This is a genomic window from Bacteroidia bacterium (genome assembly GCA_019695265.1).
In the GTDB taxonomy this organism is placed as follows: domain Bacteria; phylum Bacteroidota; class Bacteroidia; order JAIBAJ01; family JAIBAJ01; genus JAIBAJ01.
The window spans coordinates 1-24,318 of record JAIBAJ010000055.1 but is presented as its reverse complement, the minus strand read 5'-3'; the positions used below and the strand labels follow the sequence as shown (position 1 = coordinate 24,318).

Sequence of the window (24,318 nt, the reverse complement as noted above, 5' to 3'; positions counted from 1 at the left end):
GGCAGTCATAAACAACTTAAGTTCAGCATCCGGAAAAACAACGGTACCAATATCACGGCCATCCATTACAACCCCTTTATTTTTGCCAAAACGCTGTTGAATGGCTCGCATTTTCTCACGAACTTCTTTAATGGATGAAACTTTACTTACACGCTCACTAACTTGCATCATTCGAATTTCCTTTTCCACATTCATACCATTTAGAAAGGTATCGGAAGCTTCGCGTTCCGGATTAAATTCGAAACCAATATTAATATTACCTAGTTGTTCAACTAAAGCATCTTGATTTAACGTATCATTTTCATATAAACCATTTTGCATAGCATAAACTGTAACGGCCCTGTACATGGCACCTGAATCGATATAGGAATAGCCTAATTTAGCCGCCAACGATTTGGCGATGGTACTTTTTCCACACGAAGAATAGCCGTCAATTGCTATGGTTATTCTTTTCATCCTGGGTTGAACTTGTATTTTTCTTTTTACTTTTAAATGCGTCGATATTAGTGCTGATGGTTATATGATTAGTACCACCTGCCAAAGAATAGGAAGCTCTTGCGTAACTAATTTCAAATTTAGAGATACGTATACCAAATCCATAGGAAAAACCTACCATTGCAGCACGTGTAGAAACTTTCATTTCTTGTCTGCGCTGATAATTATAACCTACTCTTAGGAACAAGGATTTAAATGGAATAAGTTCAGCACCAAAGACGAAATGTCTCATGATTTTGTCGCCAATCTTTGGCTTTGTATCAATTACTTCACCGGTTAAGGGATCGGTTTGCTGAACAGCATTAGGGTTATCGGGCACTAAATTGGGTCTGTTGAGATTAGTTACAACCATAGAAACACGCAAGGGAACGTACTTAAATCGATGAGATACGCCCAATTGAATTTCAAAGGGAATTGGTCCTCCTTGACCTTTGTTATAGGCCTTCAAATTTGCCCCCATGTTTCGAATAAGGGCAGTAACAACAGTACTTTTATTTTTGCTTTGATAGGTTGCAGCATAATCCAATGCGAATCCAAAGGAGTTGTAGGTGTCGTACTGAGAAAACAATAATTTAACAGTCGCACCCATGTGAAATACCGAGTCAAAACTGCGGCTGTAGGTTCCTCCTAACACATAATCCGATGCATGAAACTCACCCAGCACATTTCCCATTTCATCGGTACGGGTAAACTTGCCGAAATTGTTATAAAGTATGGATGCACCCCAATTTCCATGCTTTTTTAAACTTCGGGCATAAGCGATGTATCCATAATTTATTCCGGCAAAATAATTCACATAATTGACTGTCAAGGAATTATGCATTTCATCGGATAATGCAGCAGGATTTTCCGAAACCAAATTCAAATCCTTATCCCTTATACCAATAGCATGTCCTCCAAGGGCTGCAATACGAGCAGGAACCGTAAAGTTAAGAACTTCATATACGTTGTTTCCTCCTAGTTGAGCATAGGAATTTTGTCCTAATAGAAATAAGGAAACAAAGAATAAGAATATAGGTTTAGAGAAGAAGAATTTCACCACGGCAAATTAAATAAAAATGAGGCAACCAAACGTGTACGATTTTAAATTATTGTCCACAAAAAAAATCTAAGTTCTGCACAAGCTATCTGTCGTACCTCTAAGATGGATTAGAGTGCCATTTAAAGCGAAATAAACATGCCCATTTTTCTAATCCCGGTCTACTAGTAGTATGTTTAGGATTAGGCGGGCCCCATACCGCACCAACAATCTTGGGTAAAAATCCCAGGCTCCTGCAAGTGCGGTATGGTCACGCTATCCACTCCAAGTCCGCGGCTGTCCTCCGTTACTCTTCGTCCATCCTTGCGGGCTTTCCGTTTCTATCGTTGCCCGGGGTGCAAGCCCCAATTACCGTCGCATTCAACATAAATTCTGCATTAGAAATCTATTATGACTTGCCAATACTTCAAATACAAAGATTTCAAAACGATTATTGTTTTCAAATTCCGAAAGTAATTCTGTAATTGCTCTTTTAGGCTCAAACTTCATTTGTAACCACAGATGCCAATGTTCTTATAAAAGGAACTTGTTTAAATGACATTTTTCCCACTCCGAAAAGGGTAATGTTTCATCTTTTCTATACCTGTGTTTATACTAATTCTTCAAGGATTTATTGACATAATTACCAAATAAGTCGCTGAATTGAAAACCTTCAGTGAAGCGGTCTTTGCTTAGTTTTTTATATTCAACCAATCCCCAAAGGAGAAATTCTTTTAAGAAATAGATATCCTCTTTTGGAAAATCGGATTGGTATTTTTCCACTAATGCATTCAAAGGCCCTATAGCATCCAGCTCCGATTGGTATTCTTCATCGGTGGCTTCGTCCATAATTTCTAGTCCGCTTTCGTTTATGAAATATTCCACTATCTCAGCATAAGGACTTGCTTTTTTATCTTTTTCCAGTTTTTCAATTTTTGGAAAATAGGCGGGAAAGAGTGTTTTTACTGCATCTGAAATTAAGTTCATGGCAACTGTTGCTGCCCCTTCCTGTTCGCCTTCATAAACTAATTCAACTTTGCCTGTTATGGCTGGAATAATCCCCATAAAGTCAGATAAGCGAACAGTAGTTTTTGCCTGACCAGCTTTCAGCGCTCTTCTTTCGGCAGTGCTAATGAGGTTTTCCATAGCGGTGATGCTCATCCTGGCACTTACTCCACTTTTGTTGTCAACAAATTCATTATCGCGGGCTTCAAAACTAATCTGTTCCAGCAAGTCTTTGGCTAAACTAGGAACATACACCATTTCCGATTGAAGCGAATCAAGTCTTGTTTCCTGTTCCGTTATTAATCGGGCTACCTCTAAACTTTCAGGGTAATGGGTGAGTATTTGCGAACCAATGCGGTCTTTAAGTGGGGTAACAATGCTACCTCGATTGGTATAGTCTTCAGGGTTTGCCGTGAATACAAACTGAATATCGAGGGGCAAACGCACCTTGTAGCCACGAATTTGAACATCACCTTCTTGCAAAATATTGAACAAGGCAACTTGAATACGGGCTTGCAAATCGGGGAGTTCATTGATAACGAATAGGCAACGATTGGCCCTTGGAATCATACCGAAATGAATTACCCTATCGTCGGCATAGGATAGTTTTAGGTTAGCAGCCTTAATTGGGTCTACATCTCCAATTAAGTCGGCCACGGTTACATCAGGGGTTGCTAATTTCTCGAAGAAGCGGTCGTTGCGATGAAGCCATTCTACAGGAGTATTGTCACCTTGAGAAGCAATCAAATCCTTTGCAAATCTTGAAATTGGCTTAAGCGGGTCATCGTTTATTTCGGAACCTGCTACCACCGGGATGTATTCATCTAGCAGTTCGACCATTTTGCGAGCAAGACGAGTTTTTGCTTGTCCACGTAGACCAAGCAAATTGATGTTATGGCGCGAAAGAATGGCTCTTTCCAATTCAGGAATAACTGTATTTTCAAAACCATGAACTCCCTCGAATACAGGAATGCCTGCCATAATTTTTTTGCGCAGGTTGGTCCGCAATTCGTTTTTAATAGGTTGGGAAATGTAGCCTGCAGCTTTGAGTTCACCAAGAGTATGTATGGAGGTAATATTCATTATTTCAATTTCTTTTTTCGGTTGGTTTCATAGTCTTCAAATATCATTTCACCTAAGCCTTTTAAACCGGTATAGAAAGCTTTTCCTTGATTGGCTTCGGTAAATTTATCGACAAATTGTTGCAGATAAGGATCATTGGCAATCATAAAGGTGGTAATTGGAATGTGCAATTTACGAGCTTGCTGAGCTTGGGTATAGCATTGTTCTACAATATAGGGATCGAGACCATTGCTATTCATATAATAGTTACCGTCCTTTTCCCTAACACAACTAGGTTTGCCATCGGTAATCATAAATATCTGCTTGTTTGTATTTCGTTTGCGGCGGAGCAAATCCATGGCCAGTTGCAGACCTGCAACAGTGTTGGTATGGTAAGGTCCGACTTTCAAATATGGCAAATCTTTAATTGCAATAGGCCAGGCATCGTTACCAAAAACCAAAATATCGAGCGTGTCTTTTGGATAGCGAGTGGTAATAAGTTCGGCTAATGCCATGGCAACCTTTTTAGCCGGGGTAATTCGGTCTTCACCATAAAGTATCATGCTATGGCTAATGTCAATCATGAGCACAGTACTCATCTGAGCTTTATACTGGGCATCTTCCACTACCAGATCGTGTTCGGTGAGGGTGAAATCGCCTACGCCATTGTTTATTTGGGCATTGCGAAGGCTCTCGGTCATGGAGATACTTTCGAGTGAATCGCCAAAATTATAAGTCCTGAATTCGCCAGTTTGTTCGTCGCCCGGTCCGGCATATTTTGTTTTGTGGTTTCCGGTGCCTGTAAGTTTAAGGCTTCCAAAAATTTGTTCGAGGGCTTGTTGTCGTATGGCACGTTCGGTTTTGGAGGTGATGCCCAAGCCACCAGTTCCGTCGGGGTTGAGTTCTTCGCGGATATAGCCCTTTTGCTTCAGGTCTTCAATAAAATCATCAATAGTATAGGACTCGTCGGTTAGGGTATATTCTTTGTCGAGCATCCTTAACCAATCTATTGCCTCTTCAAAATCGCCTGAGGTGTGAGTAATAAGGTCCTTGAATAGCTCAAAAAGTCTATCGAAAGGCGATACATTGGGTGCTTCGTACGATTTAAAAGTAAAACCTTTACGGTAGCTGGTATTCATATTATACAAAAGTAGTAAACAACAACGGAGAATGAATAATGGCCAAAAACAAAAATCGGAAAAACCATTTAGAATGCAAAAAAGAAGGGCTATTCCCCCAACATATAGGATGCAGCATCAGGCAGGGATAGGAGTGGATAGTCCGACCCGAAAGCACCTAGCAAATTTATCCCAGATTACTCATTAAAAATGCATTAACGAGTTAAAAATTTGAAAATCAATTTGTTTGTCCAAATTGATAACAACTTCTTCCCGAAATGCTTCGGGAGGGGTAAACCCAACTAAATCAAGTAGTTCGGATTTGAAATCCTCCTATTGATTAAAATTTGGGTTTATTGGATTATATGGAAAACTTGGGTGCGGAAGGAGGTACGCATAGTAAATAAAAAAGACGAGATGGAATAATTGAAGGTTCGAATTCCCACAACCTGATTTTGAAAAGTTTGCAAATAACTTGAAGGTGGTTAGCCTCTCACCTTCTGTAGAATGGCATCCAGGCTCATTTCATCCTTAATGAGAACCTGGCGGGCTTTGCTACCTTCGTAAGGGCCAATGATACCTGCTTGCTCCAACTGATCGACCAAACGCCCGGCACGGTTGTAGCCCAATTTGAGTTTACGTTGCAACAGAGAAGCTGAACCTTGCTGAGTGGCCACCACAATTCGTGCCGCATCTTCAAACAAGCTATCCACTTCGCCTGCTTCAAACTCCACTTCATCCGAACCACCTTCACCAACATATTCAGGCAAACTAAAGGCTGTGGAATAGCCCCTTTGGGAACCGATGAAATCAGTAATTTTTTCAGCTTCCGGGGTATCAACAAAAGCACATTGCAAGCGAATCAAATCACTTCCGGTACTTAACAACATATCACCACGACCAATCAATTGTTCAGCTCCACCTGCATCCAGGATAGTTCTACTATCAACTTTTGAGGTAACCCTGAAGGCAATTCTAGCCGGGAAATTGGCTTTGATAGTACCTGTAATGATATTTACCGAAGGTCTTTGGGTAGCAATGATCAGGTGAATTCCAACCGCACGTGCCAATTGTGCCAAACGGGCAATTGGCATTTCCACTTCTTTACCGGCTGTCATAATCAAATCAGCAAACTCATCAACTACCAAAACAATGTATGGCAAGTATTGATGGCCTTCATTTGGATTCAATCGGCGTCCGCAAAATTTAGCATTGTATTCCTTGATGGTCCTAACTTGAGCATCTTTAAGTAAATTATACCGGTTATCCATCTCGATACAAAGCGATTGAATAGTATGAATAACCTTTTTGGTATCAGTGATAATGGCTTCTTCTGCGTCGGGAAGTTTAGCCAAAAAATGACGTTCAATTTTATTAAAAAGCGTCAACTCTACCTTTTTAGGATCGACAAGAACAAATTTTAGTTGAGAAGGATGCTTTTTATATAGCAAGGAAACCAAAATGGCATTTAAGCCAACCGATTTACCTTGTCCGGTGGCACCTGCCATAAGCAAATGAGGCATTTTAGCCAGGTCGGCAATAAAGGTTTCGTTGTTGATGGTTTTACCTAAAGCCACCGGTAAATCCATTTTAGTAGTTAAGAATTTTTCAGAGCTAATCAAAGCCCTCATAGGAACGATATCGGGATTTTGGTTAGGCACCTCAATGCCTATGGTACCTTTTCCAGGCATTGGAGCAATAATCCGAATACCTAAAGCAGCCAAGCTGAGGGCAATATCATCTTCCAGGTTTTTAATTTTGGAGATTCTCACCCCAGGCGCAGGTACTATTTCGTAAAGTGTAACTGTTGGACCAATGGTAGCTTGAATTTTTTGGATCTCAATGTTATAATTGTTCAGGGTTTGAACAATTTGCTTTTTGTTACCATCCAGCTCTTCTTTGGTCACATTTCCGGCGTTGGAAGGGTAATTTACCAATAAATCGGCAACCGGGTATTTATAATCGGGCAATTCGAGTGTTGGATCAAATTCACCGTATCGAGCTACCATGGCTGCTGCCAGATCTTCCGGATTTTCCAAACCAACAGCAACGTTAGCTGCCTCCCCTTTGGGTTCAACTTTAAATTCCTCCGATTCTTTGTTTGTAGTTTCAGATAGACCATTAACTACAAAGGGAACGGCCTCCTGTTCAACCTTTTCTACTATTCTCTCTTCGGCAGTAGGCAAAATGGTTAGGGTTAAACCATCATCTTCCAAATCCTTGATATCTTGAATTGGAGTTTCGAAAACCGGAACTACAACCTCCTCTCTTACCACCAACCTAGGCTCCAGGTCGGCCGGGTCAATTTCAGGAACTTCGAATATTACGCCTTCTTTCTCTTCCCGAACTGTATTAAAAACCGGCTCTGTCTCCTCCTCAGGTGATTCAACTTGCTCAACCACCTCTTGTTCTTTTCGGAGTTCTGCCATTAATTCAGCTTCTAAATCCGGTTCAGAAGTATTGGCTGAATGCATTTTCTCGGTTGTTTCAATAGCAGTTTTTTGAAACCAATTCGCTGCATTTTCGAAACTTGGGTTGAGCACAAAAATTATATAGGATAAGCCCAAAAATCCGGTTAACATCCCGGTTCCGGTAGCACCCCACAAGCTACTTAGCCATATATTCCCCTGATACCCGAATGCACCACCCAGTTGAACCCATGAGCCAATTGCAAAGGAAACGGTTACAGAAAGCCAAATGGAAAGAAAAAAAGAATGCCAAAATGCTTTTGCCGGATAAATTAAATTTACTCCAAACATCCATTTAAATCCCAATACAAACAAGGGTACCAGCCAACAGAAGGAGCCAATACCAAAACTTTGCTTTAAGAAAAAATTGGAAAGGATTGCACCAAACTTACCCATCCAGTTATCGACCTGTACTTCCGGATTACCAACCAGGATTGGCAAATCAGAACTTAGCTTATCTGCATCAAAAATCCAATTGAAATACCAGGATACAAAGGCCAATAACAAATAAACAGAAAAGAATACCAGGAATAATCCACTAATACTCCGAGTGCGGCGATCTGTTATAAACTGAACAATCGATTCTTTAAAGGAACTTTTTGAAAGATCTGGTTCTGCAGAAGGTTTTGCTTTGGGTGTGGACTTAGCTGAGGGCTTTTCTTTTTCTTTTTCTTTTGCTTTGGGTTGAGCAGAACTACCTTTATCATCTACTTTCTCTTCAACAAAAACTTCTTGAGGAGGAGGTGGAGCAGGTGTTCTAAACGTATTTTTAATTGTATTTTTTTCTTCTACTGGCATGGAATTCTAACCGGAAGCAAAGGTATTTTATTGCTCGTGGTAGCAAGTCCTTAATGCCTTGTTTTCGTTTTTTTTATCAACGTGAAATTGTTAACACCTCTGCCTAAATTCAGTTGATAGCTTCTGCCAAAAAATTTAGAAAATCAGCTTTGTTCCATTACTTTTGAATTTGCAGTAAACTACTTATGTCCTCTTCCTATTTCAGACATATTACCAAATTTAAATTCAATATAAAAAATTTATATTCAAACTCTTACTTACTATTAATTGCTATATTACTTTATTCATGTTCCGGAACTAAAATCAATCGCTACCAAACAGTACCATTGAGCCAAGAGGCAGTACAATTTATTAAAAAACACCGCGCTCGTCGAATTCCCCTTTTTAAAATACCTCAAAACTTATCGACCCGTGTAAGAGAAAAACTGAACCGGGAAAACAACCTGGCATTGGAAGACTATTTAATGTCCTCCGGGGTTAGCATTCGAATGGATAGCTTAAATGGAATCGCAGTTGCCATTTATACACCTCCAACCGGAATCATGTCCGACCAAGCCATTGGTTTTTACATTCATGGTGGGGCATTTATTCTAGGCTCATCAAGGGATTTTCTCTGCGCCGACATGTGTAAAAGTTTAGGCATTACCATTGTTTCTGTTGAATATCCATTTTCTCCAGCCTTCCCTTTTCCGGCTGCTGTTTCTGATTGTTTTCATGCCTATGTAGGACTAACCTTAAAATATCCCCACCTTCCAATTCTTGCATTTGGAAGTTCTGCAGGAGGAAATCTGGTATTAACAACTCTTCTAAAAGCCCAAACCAACCATTTTAAAATGCCTGCAGCCATTGCATTATTTAGTCCTTGGACAGACCTTACCGGTTCCGGAGATAGTTACACCTCCAATCGAAATCGGGATGCAATCATTACCTGGAAGTCACAAATTAAACTATGTGCTAAAACATATATTGGAAAAAATGACCCTAAAAATCCTATTATTTCACCTGTATACGGCAGCTATAACAAGGATTTTCCTCCAACCATGATTAGCACCGGTACCAGGGATTTACTCTTAAGTGATTGCACCCGATTATATTGGAATTTACGAAACTCAGGTATCCCGGTCGAATTGAGAATATGGGAAGGAATGTGGCATACATTCGATTCCGAGCAAAACATTCCCGAAGCAGTAAAATGCAGAACCGAAATGTCGAATTTCTTAAAACAATTTATTACCATTCCAAATGAATAAAGGCCTGTTATTTTTCGCTGTATTAGCAAGTAGTTTGTTTTGGTTTACTATTTCCAATGCCCAGGTAGACACCTGTCTTCGCAACCAGGCAGTATCCATACAATTAAGCGGCGATGACTTTTCTGACCTACAACAATTAAAAGAATTGGTGAAGGACAAAAAAATTGTTTTGCTTGGTGAAAGTTCTCATGGAATTGGAGAATTTTATGCGTTAAAATCCAGGTTAGTTCAATTCCTTTATCAAGAATGTGGTTTTGAGGTATTGGCTATGGAAAGTGGAATTGGAGACCTCCATTTTACATTAAACAAAATAGATAGCCTAACTCCATTAATGCTCAGGAACGGAACAGTTTATACCAATTTCCAATGCCGGGAAATAATGCCTCTTTTCGAATTAATAAAATCCAGTAAGTCCAAAGAAAAACCTTTACATTTCATCGGTATCGATAGTCAAAACTTTGGAACTTCCATGTTTCTAGTACAAGAAATTACCCGAAAAATAACGCCAAGAAATGCGGATAGTCTCATGCAAAATTTTGCCAAATACATGCGAATCCCCTCCCTGCTTTGGCAAGAAGACAAAAAACCACTTATTGCTTTGGCCGATTCTATTTCAAAATCGTGCGACTACATTCATAACTTACTAAAAAACAACAAACAAAACATACTTACTTCATTTAAAATTTCAGAATTGGACTATCAATTTTTATGGAGGGTAATAAACAATTTGAAAGCAGGAGTTAGCCTGGACTGGAACCATGAAGATCCATCTGCTAAGCGAGATAGCATTATGGCAGACAATCTGTTTTGGCAACTGCAACAGTTTTATCCAAACAAAAAAGTAATACTTTGGGCCCACAATGGACATATTGACAAAACTTCACCCGCAGGAAATCCATATAAATGGCTTGGGCATTACATCAAAGAAAGAATGATGGATGCCAGTTACCATTTGGGATTGTTTGCACAACAGGGAGAAACCTATGAATGGTGGACCAGGTCAACCAAAATTTTGGATAAGCCCGGCAACTCCGATATTGAAACCCTGTACTCCCATTATCCAATTACATTTACCAACTTAAGAAGAGGATTTCAATCTTGCCCCCAATCTCACCAAATCAGTTCTGCATTTGAATTAGAGAATGGCGGACGATTGAATTTTGTACCTATTCAACGTTTTGACGGAATCATTGTAGTAAAAACTGCTCATATACCAACCTATAATTAAACTTAAATGGACGCCGAATTTTGGAATAACAGATATCAAGAGCAAGTCTTTGCTTACGGAGAAGAACCTAATGAATTTTTAGCTGATGAATTAAGAAAACTTAAACCGGGTAAAATCCTTTTTGCCGCAGAAGGGGAAGGCAGAAATGCAGTTTTTGCAGCAGAACTTGGTTGGGAGGTATGGGCATTCGACCAAAGCAAGGAAGGCCAAAAAAAAGCTATCGAATTAGCCAACAAACGTGGGGTTAAAATAAACTACCTGGTAGGTGATGCCTCCGAAATAAACTGGGACTTCAGCTCCTTTGATGCAATCGCTTTAATTTATTCCCATCTTCCACCATCCATTCGTACTACATTTCATCTTCGGTCAATTGATTTATTAAAAAATGAAGGGCATATTATCATGGAAGGATTTAGTTTAAATAACTTAGAATATGTAGCTAAGAATCCGGCCATTGGAGGCCCCAAGAATCCTGACTTTCTTTTTTCAATTGCCATGGTTGAACAGGATTTTCATACCTTACAAACTCTGGTTTTAGAAGAAGTAGAAATTGAACTTCATGAAGGCGTTTACCACAACGGAACCGGATGTGTTATCCGATATATTGGAAAAAAATAATATACCATGAAAAACCATGCCCTCACCCTAGGAGCCTTGCTCACCTTCATTTTCTTCTCTTCATGTAAAAAGGAAGTTGACAACTCCGTAGATTCAATGCAAAGAATGCGGGAATTCGTTATTTCAATTAGTCAAACTGCCAAAAGCCAGGATTCAGGCTTCATCATTATTCCTCAAAATGGGATAGAACTTGTTACTGAAGATGGAGAACCCAACTCCCCACTGGCTACAACCTATCTGGATGCTATTGATGGACATGGACAAGAAGATTTATACTATGGATATGATTCGGACAATGTAGCAACTCCTGCTGAATCAATTGACTATTTAACCGGCTTTCTAAATCGTTCCAAAAGTGCAGGGAATACCATTTTAGCAATTGATTATTGTTGGACACCGGCTTTTGTGGATCAGTCCTATCAAAACAATTTCAATCAAGCTTATATTTCCTTTGCTGCCGATGACCGGGAACTTAGAACCATTCCAACCTACCCTTCGCCCATTTTCAATGAAAATTCAGAAGCAATCCTATCTCTTTCCCAGGCCAAAAACTTCCTTTACCTAATCAATAACGACACTTTCGATACCAAACAAGATTTCATCGATGCCGTTACTGCTACCAACTATGATTTACTCGTGATGGACTTATTCTTTTGGGATAGCAGCTCATTTACTTCACAAGAAGTAGCTCAACTAAAGAACAAAGCAAATGGAGGTAAAAGATTGGTTATTTGCTATATGTCAATTGGGGAAGCAGAAGATTATCGATATTACTGGAATTCGGATTGGGCAAGCAATAAACCTGTTTGGCTAGATGCTGAAAATCCGGATTGGCCGGGAAACTACAAAGTAAAATACTGGGAAAGTGATTGGCAGAAAATCATCTATGGAAATTCAGATTCCTACTTAACCAAAATACAAAATGCCGGTTTTGATGGGGTTTATTTGGATATAATTGATGCTTTTGAATATTATGAATAATTCAACCCACTTGGCAGGCCAAACTGCAATTCAAATGAAAAAGTACTTCCTAATTTCCGTCTTTCCTTCCCTATTTTTAGGTGCTTGTACAAAATCCGATAGCTCCGACTCCCTTCCCTCCGACGAAATCCGATCCGATTGTGTTCAAGGTGCATCGCCGGTGAAAAAGGTCTTGTTTCTTGGAATTGATGGGTGCCGAACCGATGCCATGTTAGCCGCACATGCGCCGGCCCTGGATACCCTAATGGCTCATAGTATTGTTAATTTCAATACCGATCGAGGACCTTACACAGTAAGTTGTCCGGGCTGGTCAACCCTTCTTCACGGAGTTTGGCCCAATAAACATGGTGTTACCTCCAATGATATCAGCAACCTCAACTATGGTAAATACCTCGATATCTTCCATTACCTCCGCCTTCATAATCCTTCCTATTCCTTAGCTACCATTTCTCATTGGGATAATTTCCTGCGACTTACTACCGAAGAAGATTATGCTCAACCCGTTGAATCAGACCTGGAAGTGAAGGATAAAGCCTTGGAATTACTCCAAAACTGCAATCCGGATGTGTTACTTTTACACTTCGATGATGTTGATGAAACCGGCCATAGCTCCGGGTTCTCGCCTTCTAATCCGGAATATATACAAGCTATTCAAACGGTTGGCGGACATATTCAACAACTCATGGACGCAATTCATCAGCGCGAATTGACAAAGGGCGAACAATGGATGGTGGTGGTAGTTACCGACCATGGTGGAAATGGAACAAGCCATGGCGACCAGGATGATTTGCCCGAAACTCGCTATGTTTTCCAAATTGTTCGAATTCCAGGTATCCCTCACAACGAATTGGCAAATGCCCGAAATGTGGATATTCTGCCCAGCATCTTTAAATACCTCGAAATTCAACCGGATTCAACCTGGGAATGGGACGGTCTTCCGTTATTCTGAATCTTTGCCTTGTTCAATTTTGAAATATGAAAAAAAGCCAACTTCCTCCACTACCCGATTACTTCCAAAAAACCATCGATTTTTGCGAAGATGTAACTCCTGTTGAAATTTTACAACTTGCTCAAAATGAACTTCTCCAGTGGGATTGGAACACCTGGAAAACCTTAGGAACCCTTACCTATCAGGAAGGCAAATGGACACTTAACGATATCTTGCAACACCTGATCGACTCTACCTGGATTTTCGCCTATCGGGCACTTTGTTACTCCCGGGGAGAAAAGTTGCACCTGCCTGTCTACGATGAAGATGAATATGCCAGAAATGCAAGTGCCAATCATCGAAATCCGGACGATTTGGTGTTTGAACTTAATCTCTTGTATTCCTCTACCATAGCGCTTTTCAAAAGTTTCGACCATGAAAAACTAGTACGCACCGGAATGAGTTTTAAAGGGGAATATTCCGTTGCCTCTATCGCATTTATTATCGCAGGTCATCAACGCAGGCATTTCAAAACTCTTCAGGAAAGGTATTCGCATTTACTGGATCCGAACCTGCTTAATAATTCTACCTCTGAAGTGAATGTTTAGTATGCGGGCCCCTTCCGCCCATCCTAATTTCCTTGTAAACTTCTACCATCCTGCATTGGGCGTTCAGGTCACGCTTTCGGCTGTAGTCCTCGTCCCCCTAGGCTAACGCCGTCGTGGTCCTGTGGTCTACTTGCCTCAATCGTTGCCCGAGGTGCGTACCTCAAAAATAGTTCTGTTACCAATCATTAAATTTATCCCGCACTTGTCATTTGTTCACTTCGTTCAAATGACAAGTGCGATGGGATGTAGGAAGATTCAATTCTATGTGCAAGTCATTTTGGCACTTACTAAAGTGTGGTAGAATGACGGCCGGTTGGGGTTTCATCGGGCAGGGATAGTAGTGGATAGCCCACAGCCCCAAACCCTTTTGGGGCGAGGACTAGGAACGGATAGCCCGGCTTTTTGCCGCTTGCACTCCTTTTGAACTTAGATAAAGTTTGGAAGGCAAAAAGGCCCGCCAAATTTTTAAATTATTTAACCCAAAACTTTTCCTGAAATTCTTTCCCAAAACCTAAACTCCCAAATAGCTGCAAAACCTATAAAACTAGTCCCAAAGCATTCAAAAAAGCCTCAATATCAGCCTGTTGAGTCATTCTTCCGAGCGAAATCCGAATGGCAGAATCTGCTTGTTCCATGTAACCCATAGCCACCAGCACATGAGAAGGTTTGGGAATGGCAGAAGTGCAGGCCGAGCCGGTTGAAAAAGCAAAACCAGGCAATTGAGTTATAAGCTTTTCGGCTTTTATACCGGGCAACAAAGCCATGGTAGTATTGGGCAATCGGGGTGATTGGGAAGCAACTGTAAGGCATCCTAATCTTTGCAAACCATCTTCCAGGATTTGCTGTAACTTTTTTTGACGCTCAATTTCATTTGTTAAACCGGAATAAACTAGTTGGAGAGAAGTTGCCAGGGAAACAATTCCGGGAACATTTAAAGTACCACTTCGAAGACCATTCTCATGTCCACCACCATGCAACAACGGAGGCAAAGAAACTCTGGGATTTTTGCGTCTGACGAAAAGTCCGCCAATACCTTTCATGGCATAGCATTTATGTCCGGAGAAAGCGAGCACATCTACTCCCAATTGCTTAATATCCACAGGTATTTTTCCGACAGCTTGGGTAGCATCACAAACCAACTTGCTTCCTGCTTGATGCACCAAGGCAGAAATAGACTCAATATCCTGAATTACACCGGTTTCGTTATTGGCAAGCATCACACAAACAGCGATGGTATCCGGACGGATAAGTTTTTGAAGTTCGTCGAGTTGAATTCTTCCATCCTTTCCAACTTCCAACCAGGATATCTCCGCCCCTTGGGTTTCGAGGAAATCCAGGCAATCCAACACTGCTTTATGTTCTGTTTTTACGGAAATAAAGTGCTTTCCTTTGGCAGCATGCGTCCAAAACAAGCCTTTAAGAGCGGTATTAATACCTTCGGTTGAGCCTGAATTAAAATATAGTTCATTGGGTTCACAATTGAGTATGGAAGCCAGTTGTTCCCTGGATTTCTTTACCAGATCTGCAGCTTTAAAACCATATCGATGCGTATTGCTGGAGGCATTTCCAAAATCACGGGTAAACAAGGGCAATACCACCTCCATGGTTTCGGATAAAACCGGAGTGGTTGCGTTATAATCCAAATACACAGGAAATGACATGGAACAAAGGTAAGTTACATCTTACACAATCATTCGTATAGCTTGAGGAAGGATGGAAAAAGTTGCAGGTGTCATTCCCAAGTCTTCCCCATCGGCTTCTACCATAACTTCCGGTACCGAACTAACCTTAACTTCCTTTCCGGTATGGATGCGCATTTTGGGGTGTTTTACAAAGGCACCGGTTTTTAGATGAGGTAAATTGGAAATAAGCTGAAGCTTGGTAAAATCGGTATAAGCAGTTATATCGAAAAGGCCATCGTCGGGTTTGGCGTAGGGGCATTGTTGCACACCATCTCCATTAAAGCGATTAATTCCTACACAAAGATTAAACATAGGTCCGGAAAATTCCTGTCCATCCACGGCATAGATTACCAAGGTATTTTGGTAAGAAAACAAATTGGCTAAAATAGTTTTGAGGTAATAGAACTTTCCACCTTCACCTTTAGCTTTACCAACATTGGTTTGGTGTGTTACAAAGGCGTCGTAGCAAAGTCCGGCGATATTGATAAAGTACTTGGTAATTTCGCCGGTTTCGGATTGTAAAACCACCTTACCGACATCATGTAAGATTGAATTGCCTGTTTTAATTCGCTCTACTGCCTTTTCGGTTTGAATTGGATATTCAAAAGTTTTAGCCCAATCGTTACCGGTTCCAATTGGAATGAGGCCTACAGTAAAGGTGGTTGGTAAATTAGAGAGCATGAGTCCATTAACGACCTCATGTAAGGTACCGTCACCACCTGCTGAAATAAAATTGGAATAACCTTGAAGAGAAGCCTGTTTGGCCAATTCAATGGCATGGCCGGCGTAATCAGTAAAATGCCATTCAGCAGTTATTCCGGCCGACATCAACAGGGATTGTACTTTTTCCTTTTCTCTTTTCAATTTGCCTTTTCCGCTTTTAGGATTGGCAATTATAAACCAGGTATTTTCCATTTTATTCGGTGTAAAGGAAAACAAATTTTCATTCAAAAAAAAGTTTAGCTGAACGCTGGTATTTTTTCGAAAAAAAGAAATAGCAGGAATGCGAATTCATAAAGAAAGTTAGTTTTGGAAAATTTTTTGTTATGGATTCAAGGGTAGTTTGGATAAAAAGAGTTTCAGCCATATTGATGTTGGCCTTTCTAGTAATGGCTTTTAAAGTTTGGACACCGCGATTATTTCCGCTGGCACCGGTTTTTTACGCTTTACCTCCCCTACCCGACTGGCTGAATTACGTATTTTATGCATTGCTCTTTGCATCTATGATTGCGACCTTATTTCTGAAGAACACCAGGCTTATTTTAGTTGGCTTTACAGGTTTGTTGCTTTTTTTGATGTTATACGATTACAACCGGATACAGCCTTATTATTTGCAATTATTGTTTGTGTTTTGGGGCTTGGCCTTAAATCAAACGTCCGACCCAAAGGAGGCAGACAATGCTATAAAAGGCATTCGGTTATACTTCTGTTTCATGTACTTTTTTAGTGGCTTCTTTAAGTTCAATGTTGCATTTATCGAATCAGTACATCCCTGGTTTGTTCAGCCCTTTACATCTCCACTAGGAATTACCGATATTCCTTCATTCACCGGTTATATAATCGCCATAGTGGAAGTAGTAACCGGCATTGGTTTATTTTTCAAACAAACCAGAAATGTGGCTGTGGTATTGGCCATTTTAACCCATGGCTTTATATTGGCCTGTTTAGGTCCGTTTGGACATAGCTGGAATTATATTACCTGGCCTTGGAATATTGGTATGGCAATCTTGACCTTTTTATTGTTTTGGAATCAAGGAGCTTTGGCCTGGGGTACATGGGAACCCAACCGAATCAGCGCATACAAAGTTGCAGTATTGGTTGTTGCCGGAATTTTACCCTGGTTATTTTTAACCGGCAAATGGGATTCCTTTTTAAGCTTTGATTTATATTCAGGAAAAACCAAACAAGCCATCATATATTTAAATACCGAAGAATTAGAAAAGCTACCATTCGAAATTCGACCCTATGTTAAACACCACCCACAAAACCCTGAATGGAAATACATCGATTTAACCTTTTGGGGCTTGGGAGAAATGAATACTTTGCCTTATCCGGAAAACCGTGCATTTCATAAAATGCACCGAAGCTTTAGCGAAAATTTTTTTGGGAAAGAGTCGGTTGGTAATTTATCTGTTTTCTCCAGTTATTCCATTATTCAGGAAAAGGAATTAAAGGACCAAAAAAAACTTCCTTAATTTCCTGCTTCTGCCAATTTGATTAAGGCAAAAACGCTGTAGTTCAGAATATCAAAATAGTTGGCATCGATTCCTTCTGAAATAAGGGTATTTCCTTGATTGTCCTCAATTTGTCTAATTCGCATAATCTTCATTAAAATCAAGTCGGTAAATGAACTAACCCTCATTTGTCTCCAAGCTTCATTGTAGTCGTGGTTTTTATCTTCCATCAATTGCTTTGCTTCCTGAGCAAAACGGTTATACAATTGAACAGTTTTTTCGGGTTCTAAATCCAATTGGGAGCTATCGGCGAGGTGCAATTGTATCAATCCGATGATAGAATAATTGACCATTCCAATAAATTCTGAACTAATATCTTCATTCACCCTTTGGGTTCCTTTCTCTTCTATGCTGCGAATTCGTTGGGCTTTGATGAAAATCTGATCTGTAATACTGCTGGTTCTTAAAACTCTCCATGCAGTTCCATAGTCTTTCATCTTCTTTGTAAAAATATCTTTGCATGATCTTATGGCATCATCGTATTGCTGCGAGGTGGACATTGGAAGGCTTTTTAAATATGAAAAATCAAACTATTAATTGTCGGGGAAAGCTGTTAGACCTTAGCAAACCCAAAATAATGGGTATTGTTAACCTTACGCCGGATAGCTTTTTCGACGGGGGCAAATATACCAACCAAACCGAGGTTTTAAACCTTGTGGAAAAAATGCTTTCAGAAGGCGCCGATATTTTGGATTTAGGCGGGCAAAGTACCCGTCATGGTTCTACTAGAATTGGAGCAGAAGATGAATTTCAACGACTATTGCCATACATTGATTTAATCTTAAAGCACTTCCCTCAAACCATAATCAGTATTGACACTTATCAAGCTGAGGTAGCCAAACATGCGGTGTACCAGGGAGCCAGCCTAATCAACGATATTTCAGGTGGAACCATGGACGAAAAAATGTTTGAAACCATTGCTAAACTGCAGGTTCCATATATTTTAATGCACATTCAGGGAAGACCGGAAACCATGCAACTGCAACCCAACTACCAGGATGTTATTACTGAGGTGATGGATTTTTTTATCGAAAGAACCACCAAACTTAAGGCCTTGGGAGTGCATGATATAGTTTTAGACCCCGGATTTGGATTTGGAAAAAATTTACGTCACAATTTTCAGCTTCTAAAAGTGCTTGACCAATTTGTACATTTAGATTACCCAATTTTAGCAGGAATTTCAAGAAAAAGCATGATTTACAAAGCTTTGGAAATAGGCCCTGAAAATGCATTGAATGGAACAACAGCCTTGCATATGTGGGCGCTGGAACGTGGAGCAAAAATTCTCAGGGTTCATGACGTTAAAGAAGCCCGGGAATGTATTAAACTCTATGAAATGCTGGAAATGAATGAAGATCTTTAACTCATTCAAGACTTTTATACCCCAAAACAATCCCAAAAAAAAATGGCAAACAAGCAGCGTTTGAAAATTGGAGATTTAGTTCAAATACCCCTTTCCAAAAACCGCTTTGGGTACGGCCAATTATTAGGTTTTAACCAAGTTGCTATTTTTTCCATTTGTCAAAGCGAAGAAATTAGCCCGGAGTTCATCCGGCAATCTAAAATCCTTTTTGTAATTGCAGTTTATAAGCAAGACATAAATCAAGGAAAATGGAAAAAAATTGGGAAATCTTTGCCGGTTTTGGAAAAACTGCCATTACAGTTCATTCAGGATATGCATCAACCCGGGATCATCCAATTATACCAGCCGGAAACCGGTAGAACTACTCCTGCAACTCGGGAGGATTGCATGGGATTGGAACGTTGTGCCGTATGGGAAGCTTATCAGGTTGCAGAAAGGATTCAGGATTATTTCGATGGCAAAGAAAACCAATGGGAAAACCAATTAAAACTGATTTAAGCTAAAAACCATTCTCCTTCCAAACAAAGGTTCTGGTTTTTAAATTAAAGTAAGCCATTTTCTCGTCTTTTCTTACTTGCATCAATTCATCTTTTAAAGGAAGTAACAGCTCATCCAACTCACAAGTAATCAAGTAATTTCCATTTTCATCCATCAATCCAAACTTTTCCCCTTTTCTCACGACCAATACACCTAATCTTGAATCCTGAATTTCATCAAATTCAAAAGGTATTTTTACCTTTCCGATCTGGTCAATTATTCCTAGTTTACCGCCTAATTTTACTTTGGCTAATCCATTTTTAAATTCCCAGGCCATTTCAAATTGAAAAGGAACAATTATCTTCAAATTAAGATCCACAAACCCCCATTTTCCTTTTTTCTTCACTGCCACCAATCCTTCCTGAAGCTTTCCAACATCTTCATAATTTGCAGGAACAATGGTTCGCATTTCTTTATCCATTAATCCCTTTTCCAAAACCGGAGGTCCTTTTTTCTTTTTTGTTTTCGTTTCAAATTTAGAGTAGCCATTGCTGAATCCTTCCTCAAAAATATTGTCCGGATTGCATTCCGACTCGAAAGGTATCATCACTTTACCATCCATTCCTAAAAACCCACACTTTCCATTTAAAACTGCTTTGGATAAGCCATCTTCAAACTCAGCAATTTTATCATAAACCACCGGCACAAATTCTTGTCCGCTTTTATTGATATAACCAAATTTACCAAGCTTCTGAACCTTGGCCATTCCTTTTGAAAAATTACCGGCCCAGTCGTATTTAAAATCACTAATCATAGCTCCTTTGGAATCAATAAATCCAAATAAACCATTCTTTTTAACCAAGGCCAAACCTTCATTAAAATCGGAGGCATCATCAAACTGAAAGTCAATAACCACCCTACCCTGGGTATTTAAAAAACCGTACTTTCCCGATTTAGCAGCCCTGAACATCCCTTCACTTTCATCATCCAATTCATCGTATTCCAAAGGGATTACTTGTCGTCCGGTTTTATGGATAACCCCTGATTTATCGCCTTGAACCACCACTGCAAAAACACCTTTAAATGGTTGAACTTCATCATAAATTGCCGGGATAGCCAATCTACCATTTTTATTCAAAAACCCAAACTTACCATTAACACTCACCTCAGCCAAACCTTCAGAGAAAGGTTCGCAACTTTCATATACAAATGGGATCATCTCATTTCCCAAACTATCAACATAACCCCATAATTCTCCCAACTTAGCCGGATAAAAACTGGTTCGGCTTAAATCAAAATCCTTTAGCACCTCGTCTTTATAAGGATAGTCTGGATATTCTAATCTAAATTCGGCTATGCTGGTCGGACTAAAATCGGTAGTGCTTAATACATACATATTTTTCCAGGCAGCATCTACATTGTGGTTTTTGGGAAACCGCTTAATAAAAGCGTAATAATCCCGAATGGCACCGGTTCTGGTACTTTTTGCATAAATAGAATTTTCAGCTTGTTCAACATACGGACTTTCAGGATATTTCTCAATAAACTTTGCATAGTCATCGATTGAATTTCCCCTGGTCAAATCCTGAAATAACAGCAATTCATACCGCTCTTTGGCCAATGAAAAATCCTGGGCTTTGGGATAGGTTTGCATAAAGTTTTGGTAAGCCTGCCAGGTATTTTCAACTGAAGATTTTTCAAATGCAATGGTATTTCTTAATTTTTCCACCTCGGGCAAATGGCCGGATGCCGGGTAATCCTTCATATACTTCTCGCACTTGGCAATGGTTCTTAGTTGCTTTGTATACCTGAAATCCTTCTCATAAATACTATCTTTAACAACCTGAAACGAATTAGCTCCAAACCCAAAATCCTCTTTCCATTTATCCCATTTCTTTGGCTTTTCGGCTAAAAAACTACGTTCCGAAAGTTGAATATATTTCCAGGCCGAATCCAATGAATGAAAATGATTTAAATGATCGAAGTAAATTAAACTTAAACCATAGGAAGAAGGACATACCTCTTTCTTTAATTTCTTATAAAACACCTTTTTGGCAAGAAAATAATCGTATTGCTTCAAAGCCTCAAATCCCTTTTGGAGAGATTGTGCACGAATTGGTAATGTCTCAACCAAACATATAACCAATAAAATCAATGATAAAGGACGTCTCACCTGGCAAAGTAAACCAAAAAATATCGGGATTGCAACAAGAATTTAGCTAGAATTCTCAGGACTTATTCATACCGGTTTCAGCAGCAATTCTATTTTCAATAATTCCAATAACCTGATTTTTTAAGGCTTCATAATCACCCTCTCCCATTCCTGTTGTAAGCAAAGGCTTATGTATAATAACTTTCGACCTTCCCGGTCCTCCTCCTTTATAACTTAAATTTTTACCTGGAAGAATATTCCAATTGTTAATAAAGGTAACAGGCAAAACAGGTACTTGTTTATCGATGGCTAATTTAAAGGCACCATTTTTAAACCTACACAACTCCGGCGCATTGGGAGAAACTGTTCCTTCCGGAAAAATAGCTATACTAATTCCTTTATCCAAATCCTTTTTGGCACGATCCAAAGCCGAATAAGCCCTTTTTCCATTTTCTCTATCAATGGGTATATTCATCTTTTTAAAAAAGATATTAAATAAGAACCATCGGGTTAATTCCACCTTCCCTAAATAATGGTAGTATAGCGGAAAGGTTAAATAGGAAACTATAATATCTAAATAGGAGGTATGGTTTGGACAAATAACATAAGGTCCATCAGACAATTCCTCCTCCTGTTCCACTATCCATCTCACCCCTAATGGATAAAGCATTAACCAGGCCCAGACCTTCTTTAGCCGAAAGGCCTTTCTAAAGTGCTTCTCATCGTTTACCCAAACTAAAAAGAATGGATACAACGGAACAAGACTAATGAAGGTATTTACAAAGAATACTAACCTCCAAATATTACGGAATGGATACTTCAGTCTTTTTTTCATAAAGCCAACCGGAAAGCGGGTTTTATTTCCAATTGAATTATGCTACTAATTTCTTATATCTTGCTTTACGGTTAGCACTGTCGCCGAGGCGTTTTTTCACATTTTCTTCATATTCCGAATAGCCTCCTTCAAAGTAATACACCTCACCATTTCCTTCGAAAGCCAAAATATGGGTACAAACCCGGTCTAAAAACCAACGGTCGTGGCTAATAATTACAGCACAACCCGCAAAATTCTCCAAAGCTTCCTCCAAGGCACGCAAGGTATTCACATCAATATCATTGGTTGGCTCATCGAGCAGCAACACATTGGCACCACTTTTCAAGGTAATTGCCAAATGCAGACGGTTGCGTTCTCCTCCTGACAATACACCGCACTTTTTACCTTGATCAGGTCCGGTAAAATTAAATTTACCTACATAGGCTCTTGCATTGATTGTTTTTCCTCCAACTTCCAACACTTCATTTCCACCCGAAATAACCTCATAAACCGTTTTGTTCGGATCAATATCCTTGTGGGTTTGATCGGCATAACCTAATTTAACCGTTTCTCCAACGATAAACTCTCCCTTATCGGCCTTCTCCATTCCCATAATCATTTTAAAAATGGTGGTTTTACCGGCACCATTGGGGCCAATAATTCCAACTATCCCTGCCGGAGGTAAATTAAAATTCAAATTGTGGTAAAGTTCCTTATTACCAAACGATTTACCCACATTCTTTGCCTCAATTACATTGGTTCCTAATCTGGGTCCTGGTGGAATAAACAACTCCAATTTATCTTCCTTCTGTTTCACATCCTCGTTCAACATTTTGTCATAAGACGATAAACGGGCTTTTGATTTAGCATGACGACCTTTGGGCGACATCCTAACCCACTCCAACTCCCTTTCCAAAGTTTTTCTACGTTTACTTTCTTGTTTCTCCTCCTGAGCCAAACGTTTGGATTTTTGATCCAACCAACTCGAATAATTACCCTGATACGGAATTCCTTCACCCCTATCCAATTCCAAAATCCATCCTGCCACATTGTCAAGGAAATAACGGTCGTGGGTTACAGCAATTACGGTTCCTTTGTATTGTTGCAAATGCTGCTCTAACCAATCAATCGACTCTGCATCAAGATGGTTGGTAGGCTCATCCAGCAATAAAATATCAGGCTCTTGCAACAACAAACGACAAAGTGCTACTCTGCGTCGTTCCCCACCCGACAATACACTGATCGGGGTGCTACCTTCCGGGCAAAGCAATGCATCCATGGCACGTTCAAGCTTGGAATCCAATTCCCATGCATTGTTCTGCTCAATCAAATCCATTAATTCGCCTTGCCTGGTAATAAGTTTATTCATCTCATCATCGCTCATCGGCTCCGAAAACTTATTATTCACTTCTTCATATTCTTTCAAAATATCAACCACCTTTTGAACCCCTTCCATCACAATTTCTTTCACCGTTTTACTCTCATCCAACTGAGGTTCTTGCTCCAGGTAACCAACAGTATATCCGGGCGAAAAAACCACTTCACCCAAAAACGATTTATCCAAGCCGGCTATAATTTTCAATAAAGTCGACTTTCCCGATCCATTCAATCCCAGCACGCCAATTTTAGCGCCATAATAAAAGGACAGGTAAATATCTTTTAAAACTTGTTTTTGCGGTGGGTGAATTTTGCTCACCTTCACCATCGAGAATATTATTTTTTTATCGTCAGACATGGTTCCAATTTGGGGTTGCGAAGATACGCATTAGCTCAATAGCTTAAACTTCATTCCAATAAGAACTTGATTCCGTTGATTCTTTTTCATTTGGGGGGTCCCATTCGCCTTCTATTTTGGTGTGGATTTTCCATATTTATCAAGGGCTCATGGTCGGGCTATCGGATTTCTATGTTCAATTTACATTGTACTGAAAATTTTTTTCGTACTTTTTTTCATTTCTTACACATGCAAATATCCTAAGGACAATTTTGTTTCTTATTGCATTAATAACTGACATTTTA

General features: G+C 39.7%; 20 protein-coding genes. 9 read left to right on the top strand and 11 right to left on the bottom strand.

The window, feature by feature from the left end; genetic code table 11:
* The 5 genes from cmk to K1X82_09310 form a co-directional block, all read right to left on the bottom strand.
* On the bottom strand, nucleotides 1-456 hold a 456-nt coding region (cmk, locus tag K1X82_09330; GenBank protein MBX7182302.1), incomplete at its 3' end, for a (d)CMP kinase.
* Nucleotides 431-1,534 carry a type IX secretion system protein PorQ gene (porQ, locus tag K1X82_09325; GenBank protein MBX7182301.1) on the bottom strand — a complete coding sequence of 368 codons (1,104 nt, stop codon included), beginning with the start codon at nucleotides 1,532-1,534 and terminating at the stop codon, nucleotides 431-433. The genes porQ and cmk, both read right to left, overlap by 26 nt.
* 594 nt (nucleotides 1,535-2,128) lie before the next feature.
* Nucleotides 2,129-3,601 carry a magnesium chelatase gene (locus K1X82_09320; GenBank protein ID MBX7182300.1) on the bottom strand — a complete coding sequence of 491 codons (1,473 nt, stop codon included), beginning with the start codon at nucleotides 3,599-3,601 and terminating at the stop codon, nucleotides 2,129-2,131.
* Complete coding sequence (locus K1X82_09315) at nucleotides 3,601-4,719, bottom strand: hypothetical protein (protein ID MBX7182299.1); 1,119 nt, start codon at nucleotides 4,717-4,719, stop codon at nucleotides 3,601-3,603. The genes K1X82_09320 and K1X82_09315 overlap by 1 nt, the downstream gene beginning before the upstream one ends.
* 464 nt (nucleotides 4,720-5,183) lie before the next feature.
* Nucleotides 5,184-7,964 carry a DNA translocase FtsK gene (locus tag K1X82_09310; GenBank protein MBX7182298.1) on the bottom strand — a complete coding sequence of 927 codons (2,781 nt, stop codon included), beginning with the start codon at nucleotides 7,962-7,964 and terminating at the stop codon, nucleotides 5,184-5,186.
* A 185-nt stretch (nucleotides 7,965-8,149) separates the two neighbouring features.
* On the opposite strand from K1X82_09310, the gene K1X82_09305 reads away from it, so the two are divergent.
* Genes K1X82_09305 through K1X82_09280 form a run of 6 tightly spaced genes read left to right on the top strand, consistent with a single transcriptional unit; the run spans nucleotide 8,150 to nucleotide 13,577 of the window.
* Entirely contained in the window at nucleotides 8,150-9,214 is a 1,065-nt protein-coding gene (locus tag K1X82_09305; protein MBX7182297.1) for an alpha/beta hydrolase, read from the top strand.
* The gene (locus K1X82_09300) at nucleotides 9,207-10,442 is read left to right on the top strand and encodes an erythromycin esterase family protein (GenBank protein MBX7182296.1); all 1,236 of its coding nucleotides are present in this window, start codon (nucleotides 9,207-9,209) and stop codon (nucleotides 10,440-10,442) included. The genes K1X82_09305 and K1X82_09300 overlap by 8 nt, the downstream gene beginning before the upstream one ends.
* 6 nt (nucleotides 10,443-10,448) lie before the next feature.
* On the top strand, nucleotides 10,449-11,060 hold the full coding sequence (locus K1X82_09295) for a class I SAM-dependent methyltransferase (protein MBX7182295.1): 612 nt from the start codon (nucleotides 10,449-10,451) through the stop codon (nucleotides 11,058-11,060).
* Nucleotides 11,061-11,066: 6 nt separating this feature from the next.
* Nucleotides 11,067-12,041 (top strand): endo alpha-1,4 polygalactosaminidase, encoded by a 975-nt coding sequence (locus tag K1X82_09290; GenBank protein MBX7182294.1) that lies wholly within the window; start codon nucleotides 11,067-11,069, stop codon nucleotides 12,039-12,041.
* Entirely contained in the window at nucleotides 12,034-12,990 is a 957-nt protein-coding gene (locus K1X82_09285) for an alkaline phosphatase family protein (protein MBX7182293.1), read from the top strand. The genes K1X82_09290 and K1X82_09285 overlap by 8 nt, the downstream gene beginning before the upstream one ends.
* Before the next feature lie 26 nt (nucleotides 12,991-13,016).
* On the top strand, nucleotides 13,017-13,577 hold the full coding sequence (locus K1X82_09280) for a DinB family protein (GenBank protein ID MBX7182292.1): 561 nt from the start codon (nucleotides 13,017-13,019) through the stop codon (nucleotides 13,575-13,577).
* 536 nt (nucleotides 13,578-14,113) lie between these two features.
* Here K1X82_09280 and K1X82_09275 read toward each other — a convergent pair.
* Together K1X82_09275 and K1X82_09270 are read right to left on the bottom strand one after the other, a co-directional pair.
* Entirely contained in the window at nucleotides 14,114-15,238 is a 1,125-nt protein-coding gene (locus tag K1X82_09275) for a cysteine desulfurase (GenBank protein ID MBX7182291.1), read from the bottom strand.
* A gap of 21 nt (nucleotides 15,239-15,259) precedes the next feature.
* Nucleotides 15,260-16,174 carry a diacylglycerol kinase family lipid kinase gene (locus K1X82_09270; GenBank protein MBX7182290.1) on the bottom strand — a complete coding sequence of 305 codons (915 nt, stop codon included), beginning with the start codon at nucleotides 16,172-16,174 and terminating at the stop codon, nucleotides 15,260-15,262.
* A 131-nt stretch (nucleotides 16,175-16,305) separates the two neighbouring features.
* On the opposite strand from K1X82_09270, the gene K1X82_09265 reads away from it, so the two are divergent.
* Nucleotides 16,306-17,454, top strand: coding sequence for a hypothetical protein (locus K1X82_09265; protein MBX7182289.1), 1,149 nt, complete (start codon nucleotides 16,306-16,308; stop codon nucleotides 17,452-17,454).
* On the opposite strand, the gene K1X82_09260 is transcribed toward K1X82_09265, so the two are convergent.
* The gene (locus K1X82_09260) at nucleotides 17,451-17,993 is read right to left on the bottom strand and encodes a DUF1599 domain-containing protein (GenBank protein MBX7182288.1); all 543 of its coding nucleotides are present in this window, start codon (nucleotides 17,991-17,993) and stop codon (nucleotides 17,451-17,453) included. The genes K1X82_09265 and K1X82_09260 overlap by 4 nt on opposite strands.
* A gap of 17 nt (nucleotides 17,994-18,010) precedes the next feature.
* On the opposite strand from K1X82_09260, the gene folP reads away from it, so the two are divergent.
* The gene (folP, locus tag K1X82_09255) at nucleotides 18,011-18,856 is read left to right on the top strand and encodes a dihydropteroate synthase (GenBank protein MBX7182287.1); all 846 of its coding nucleotides are present in this window, start codon (nucleotides 18,011-18,013) and stop codon (nucleotides 18,854-18,856) included.
* A gap of 42 nt (nucleotides 18,857-18,898) precedes the next feature.
* Nucleotides 18,899-19,354, top strand: a complete 456-nt coding sequence (locus tag K1X82_09250) for an immunity 26/phosphotriesterase HocA family protein (GenBank protein ID MBX7182286.1) — start codon at nucleotides 18,899-18,901, stop codon at nucleotides 19,352-19,354.
* Nucleotide 19,355: 1 nt separating this feature from the next.
* On the opposite strand, the gene K1X82_09245 is transcribed toward K1X82_09250, so the two are convergent.
* Genes K1X82_09245 through ettA form a run of 3 tightly spaced genes read right to left on the bottom strand, consistent with a single transcriptional unit; the run spans nucleotide 19,356 to nucleotide 24,034 of the window.
* Nucleotides 19,356-21,506, bottom strand: a complete 2,151-nt coding sequence (locus K1X82_09245) for a WG repeat-containing protein (GenBank protein MBX7182285.1) — start codon at nucleotides 21,504-21,506, stop codon at nucleotides 19,356-19,358.
* Nucleotides 21,507-21,561: 55 nt separating this feature from the next.
* A complete protein-coding gene (locus K1X82_09240) occupies nucleotides 21,562-22,320 on the bottom strand; it encodes a 1-acyl-sn-glycerol-3-phosphate acyltransferase (protein MBX7182284.1) in 759 nt (252 codons plus the stop codon).
* A gap of 37 nt (nucleotides 22,321-22,357) precedes the next feature.
* Nucleotides 22,358-24,034: an energy-dependent translational throttle protein EttA gene (gene ettA, locus K1X82_09235; protein MBX7182283.1), complete on the bottom strand. Its 1,677-nt coding sequence runs from the start codon at nucleotides 24,032-24,034 to the stop codon at nucleotides 22,358-22,360.
* Nucleotides 24,035-24,318 lie beyond the last annotated feature (284 nt).

Coding starts and splice junctions, on each gene's coding strand:
- folP (MBX7182287.1), top strand. CDS start 18,011: ATGAAAAATCAAACTATTAATTGTCGGGGAAAGCTGTTAGACCTTAGC.
- K1X82_09305 (MBX7182297.1), top strand. CDS start 8,150: ATGTCCTCTTCCTATTTCAGACATATTACCAAATTTAAATTCAATATA.
- K1X82_09240 (MBX7182284.1), bottom strand. CDS start 22,320: ATGAAAAAAAGACTGAAGTATCCATTCCGTAATATTTGGAGGTTAGTA.
- K1X82_09280 (MBX7182292.1), top strand. CDS start 13,017: ATGAAAAAAAGCCAACTTCCTCCACTACCCGATTACTTCCAAAAAACC.
- K1X82_09300 (MBX7182296.1), top strand. CDS start 9,207: ATGAATAAAGGCCTGTTATTTTTCGCTGTATTAGCAAGTAGTTTGTTT.
- K1X82_09290 (MBX7182294.1), top strand. CDS start 11,067: ATGAAAAACCATGCCCTCACCCTAGGAGCCTTGCTCACCTTCATTTTC.
- K1X82_09295 (MBX7182295.1), top strand. CDS start 10,449: ATGGACGCCGAATTTTGGAATAACAGATATCAAGAGCAAGTCTTTGCT.
- K1X82_09320 (MBX7182300.1), bottom strand. CDS start 3,601: ATGAATATTACCTCCATACATACTCTTGGTGAACTCAAAGCTGCAGGC.
- K1X82_09275 (MBX7182291.1), bottom strand. CDS start 15,238: ATGTCATTTCCTGTGTATTTGGATTATAACGCAACCACTCCGGTTTTA.
- K1X82_09265 (MBX7182289.1), top strand. CDS start 16,306: ATGGATTCAAGGGTAGTTTGGATAAAAAGAGTTTCAGCCATATTGATG.
- K1X82_09310 (MBX7182298.1), bottom strand. CDS start 7,964: ATGCCAGTAGAAGAAAAAAATACAATTAAAAATACGTTTAGAACACCT.
- K1X82_09285 (MBX7182293.1), top strand. CDS start 12,034: ATGAATAATTCAACCCACTTGGCAGGCCAAACTGCAATTCAAATGAAA.
- K1X82_09250 (MBX7182286.1), top strand. CDS start 18,899: ATGGCAAACAAGCAGCGTTTGAAAATTGGAGATTTAGTTCAAATACCC.
- K1X82_09315 (MBX7182299.1), bottom strand. CDS start 4,719: ATGAATACCAGCTACCGTAAAGGTTTTACTTTTAAATCGTACGAAGCA.
- K1X82_09260 (MBX7182288.1), bottom strand. CDS start 17,993: ATGTCCACCTCGCAGCAATACGATGATGCCATAAGATCATGCAAAGAT.
- ettA (MBX7182283.1), bottom strand. CDS start 24,034: ATGTCTGACGATAAAAAAATAATATTCTCGATGGTGAAGGTGAGCAAA.
- K1X82_09270 (MBX7182290.1), bottom strand. CDS start 16,174: ATGGAAAATACCTGGTTTATAATTGCCAATCCTAAAAGCGGAAAAGGC.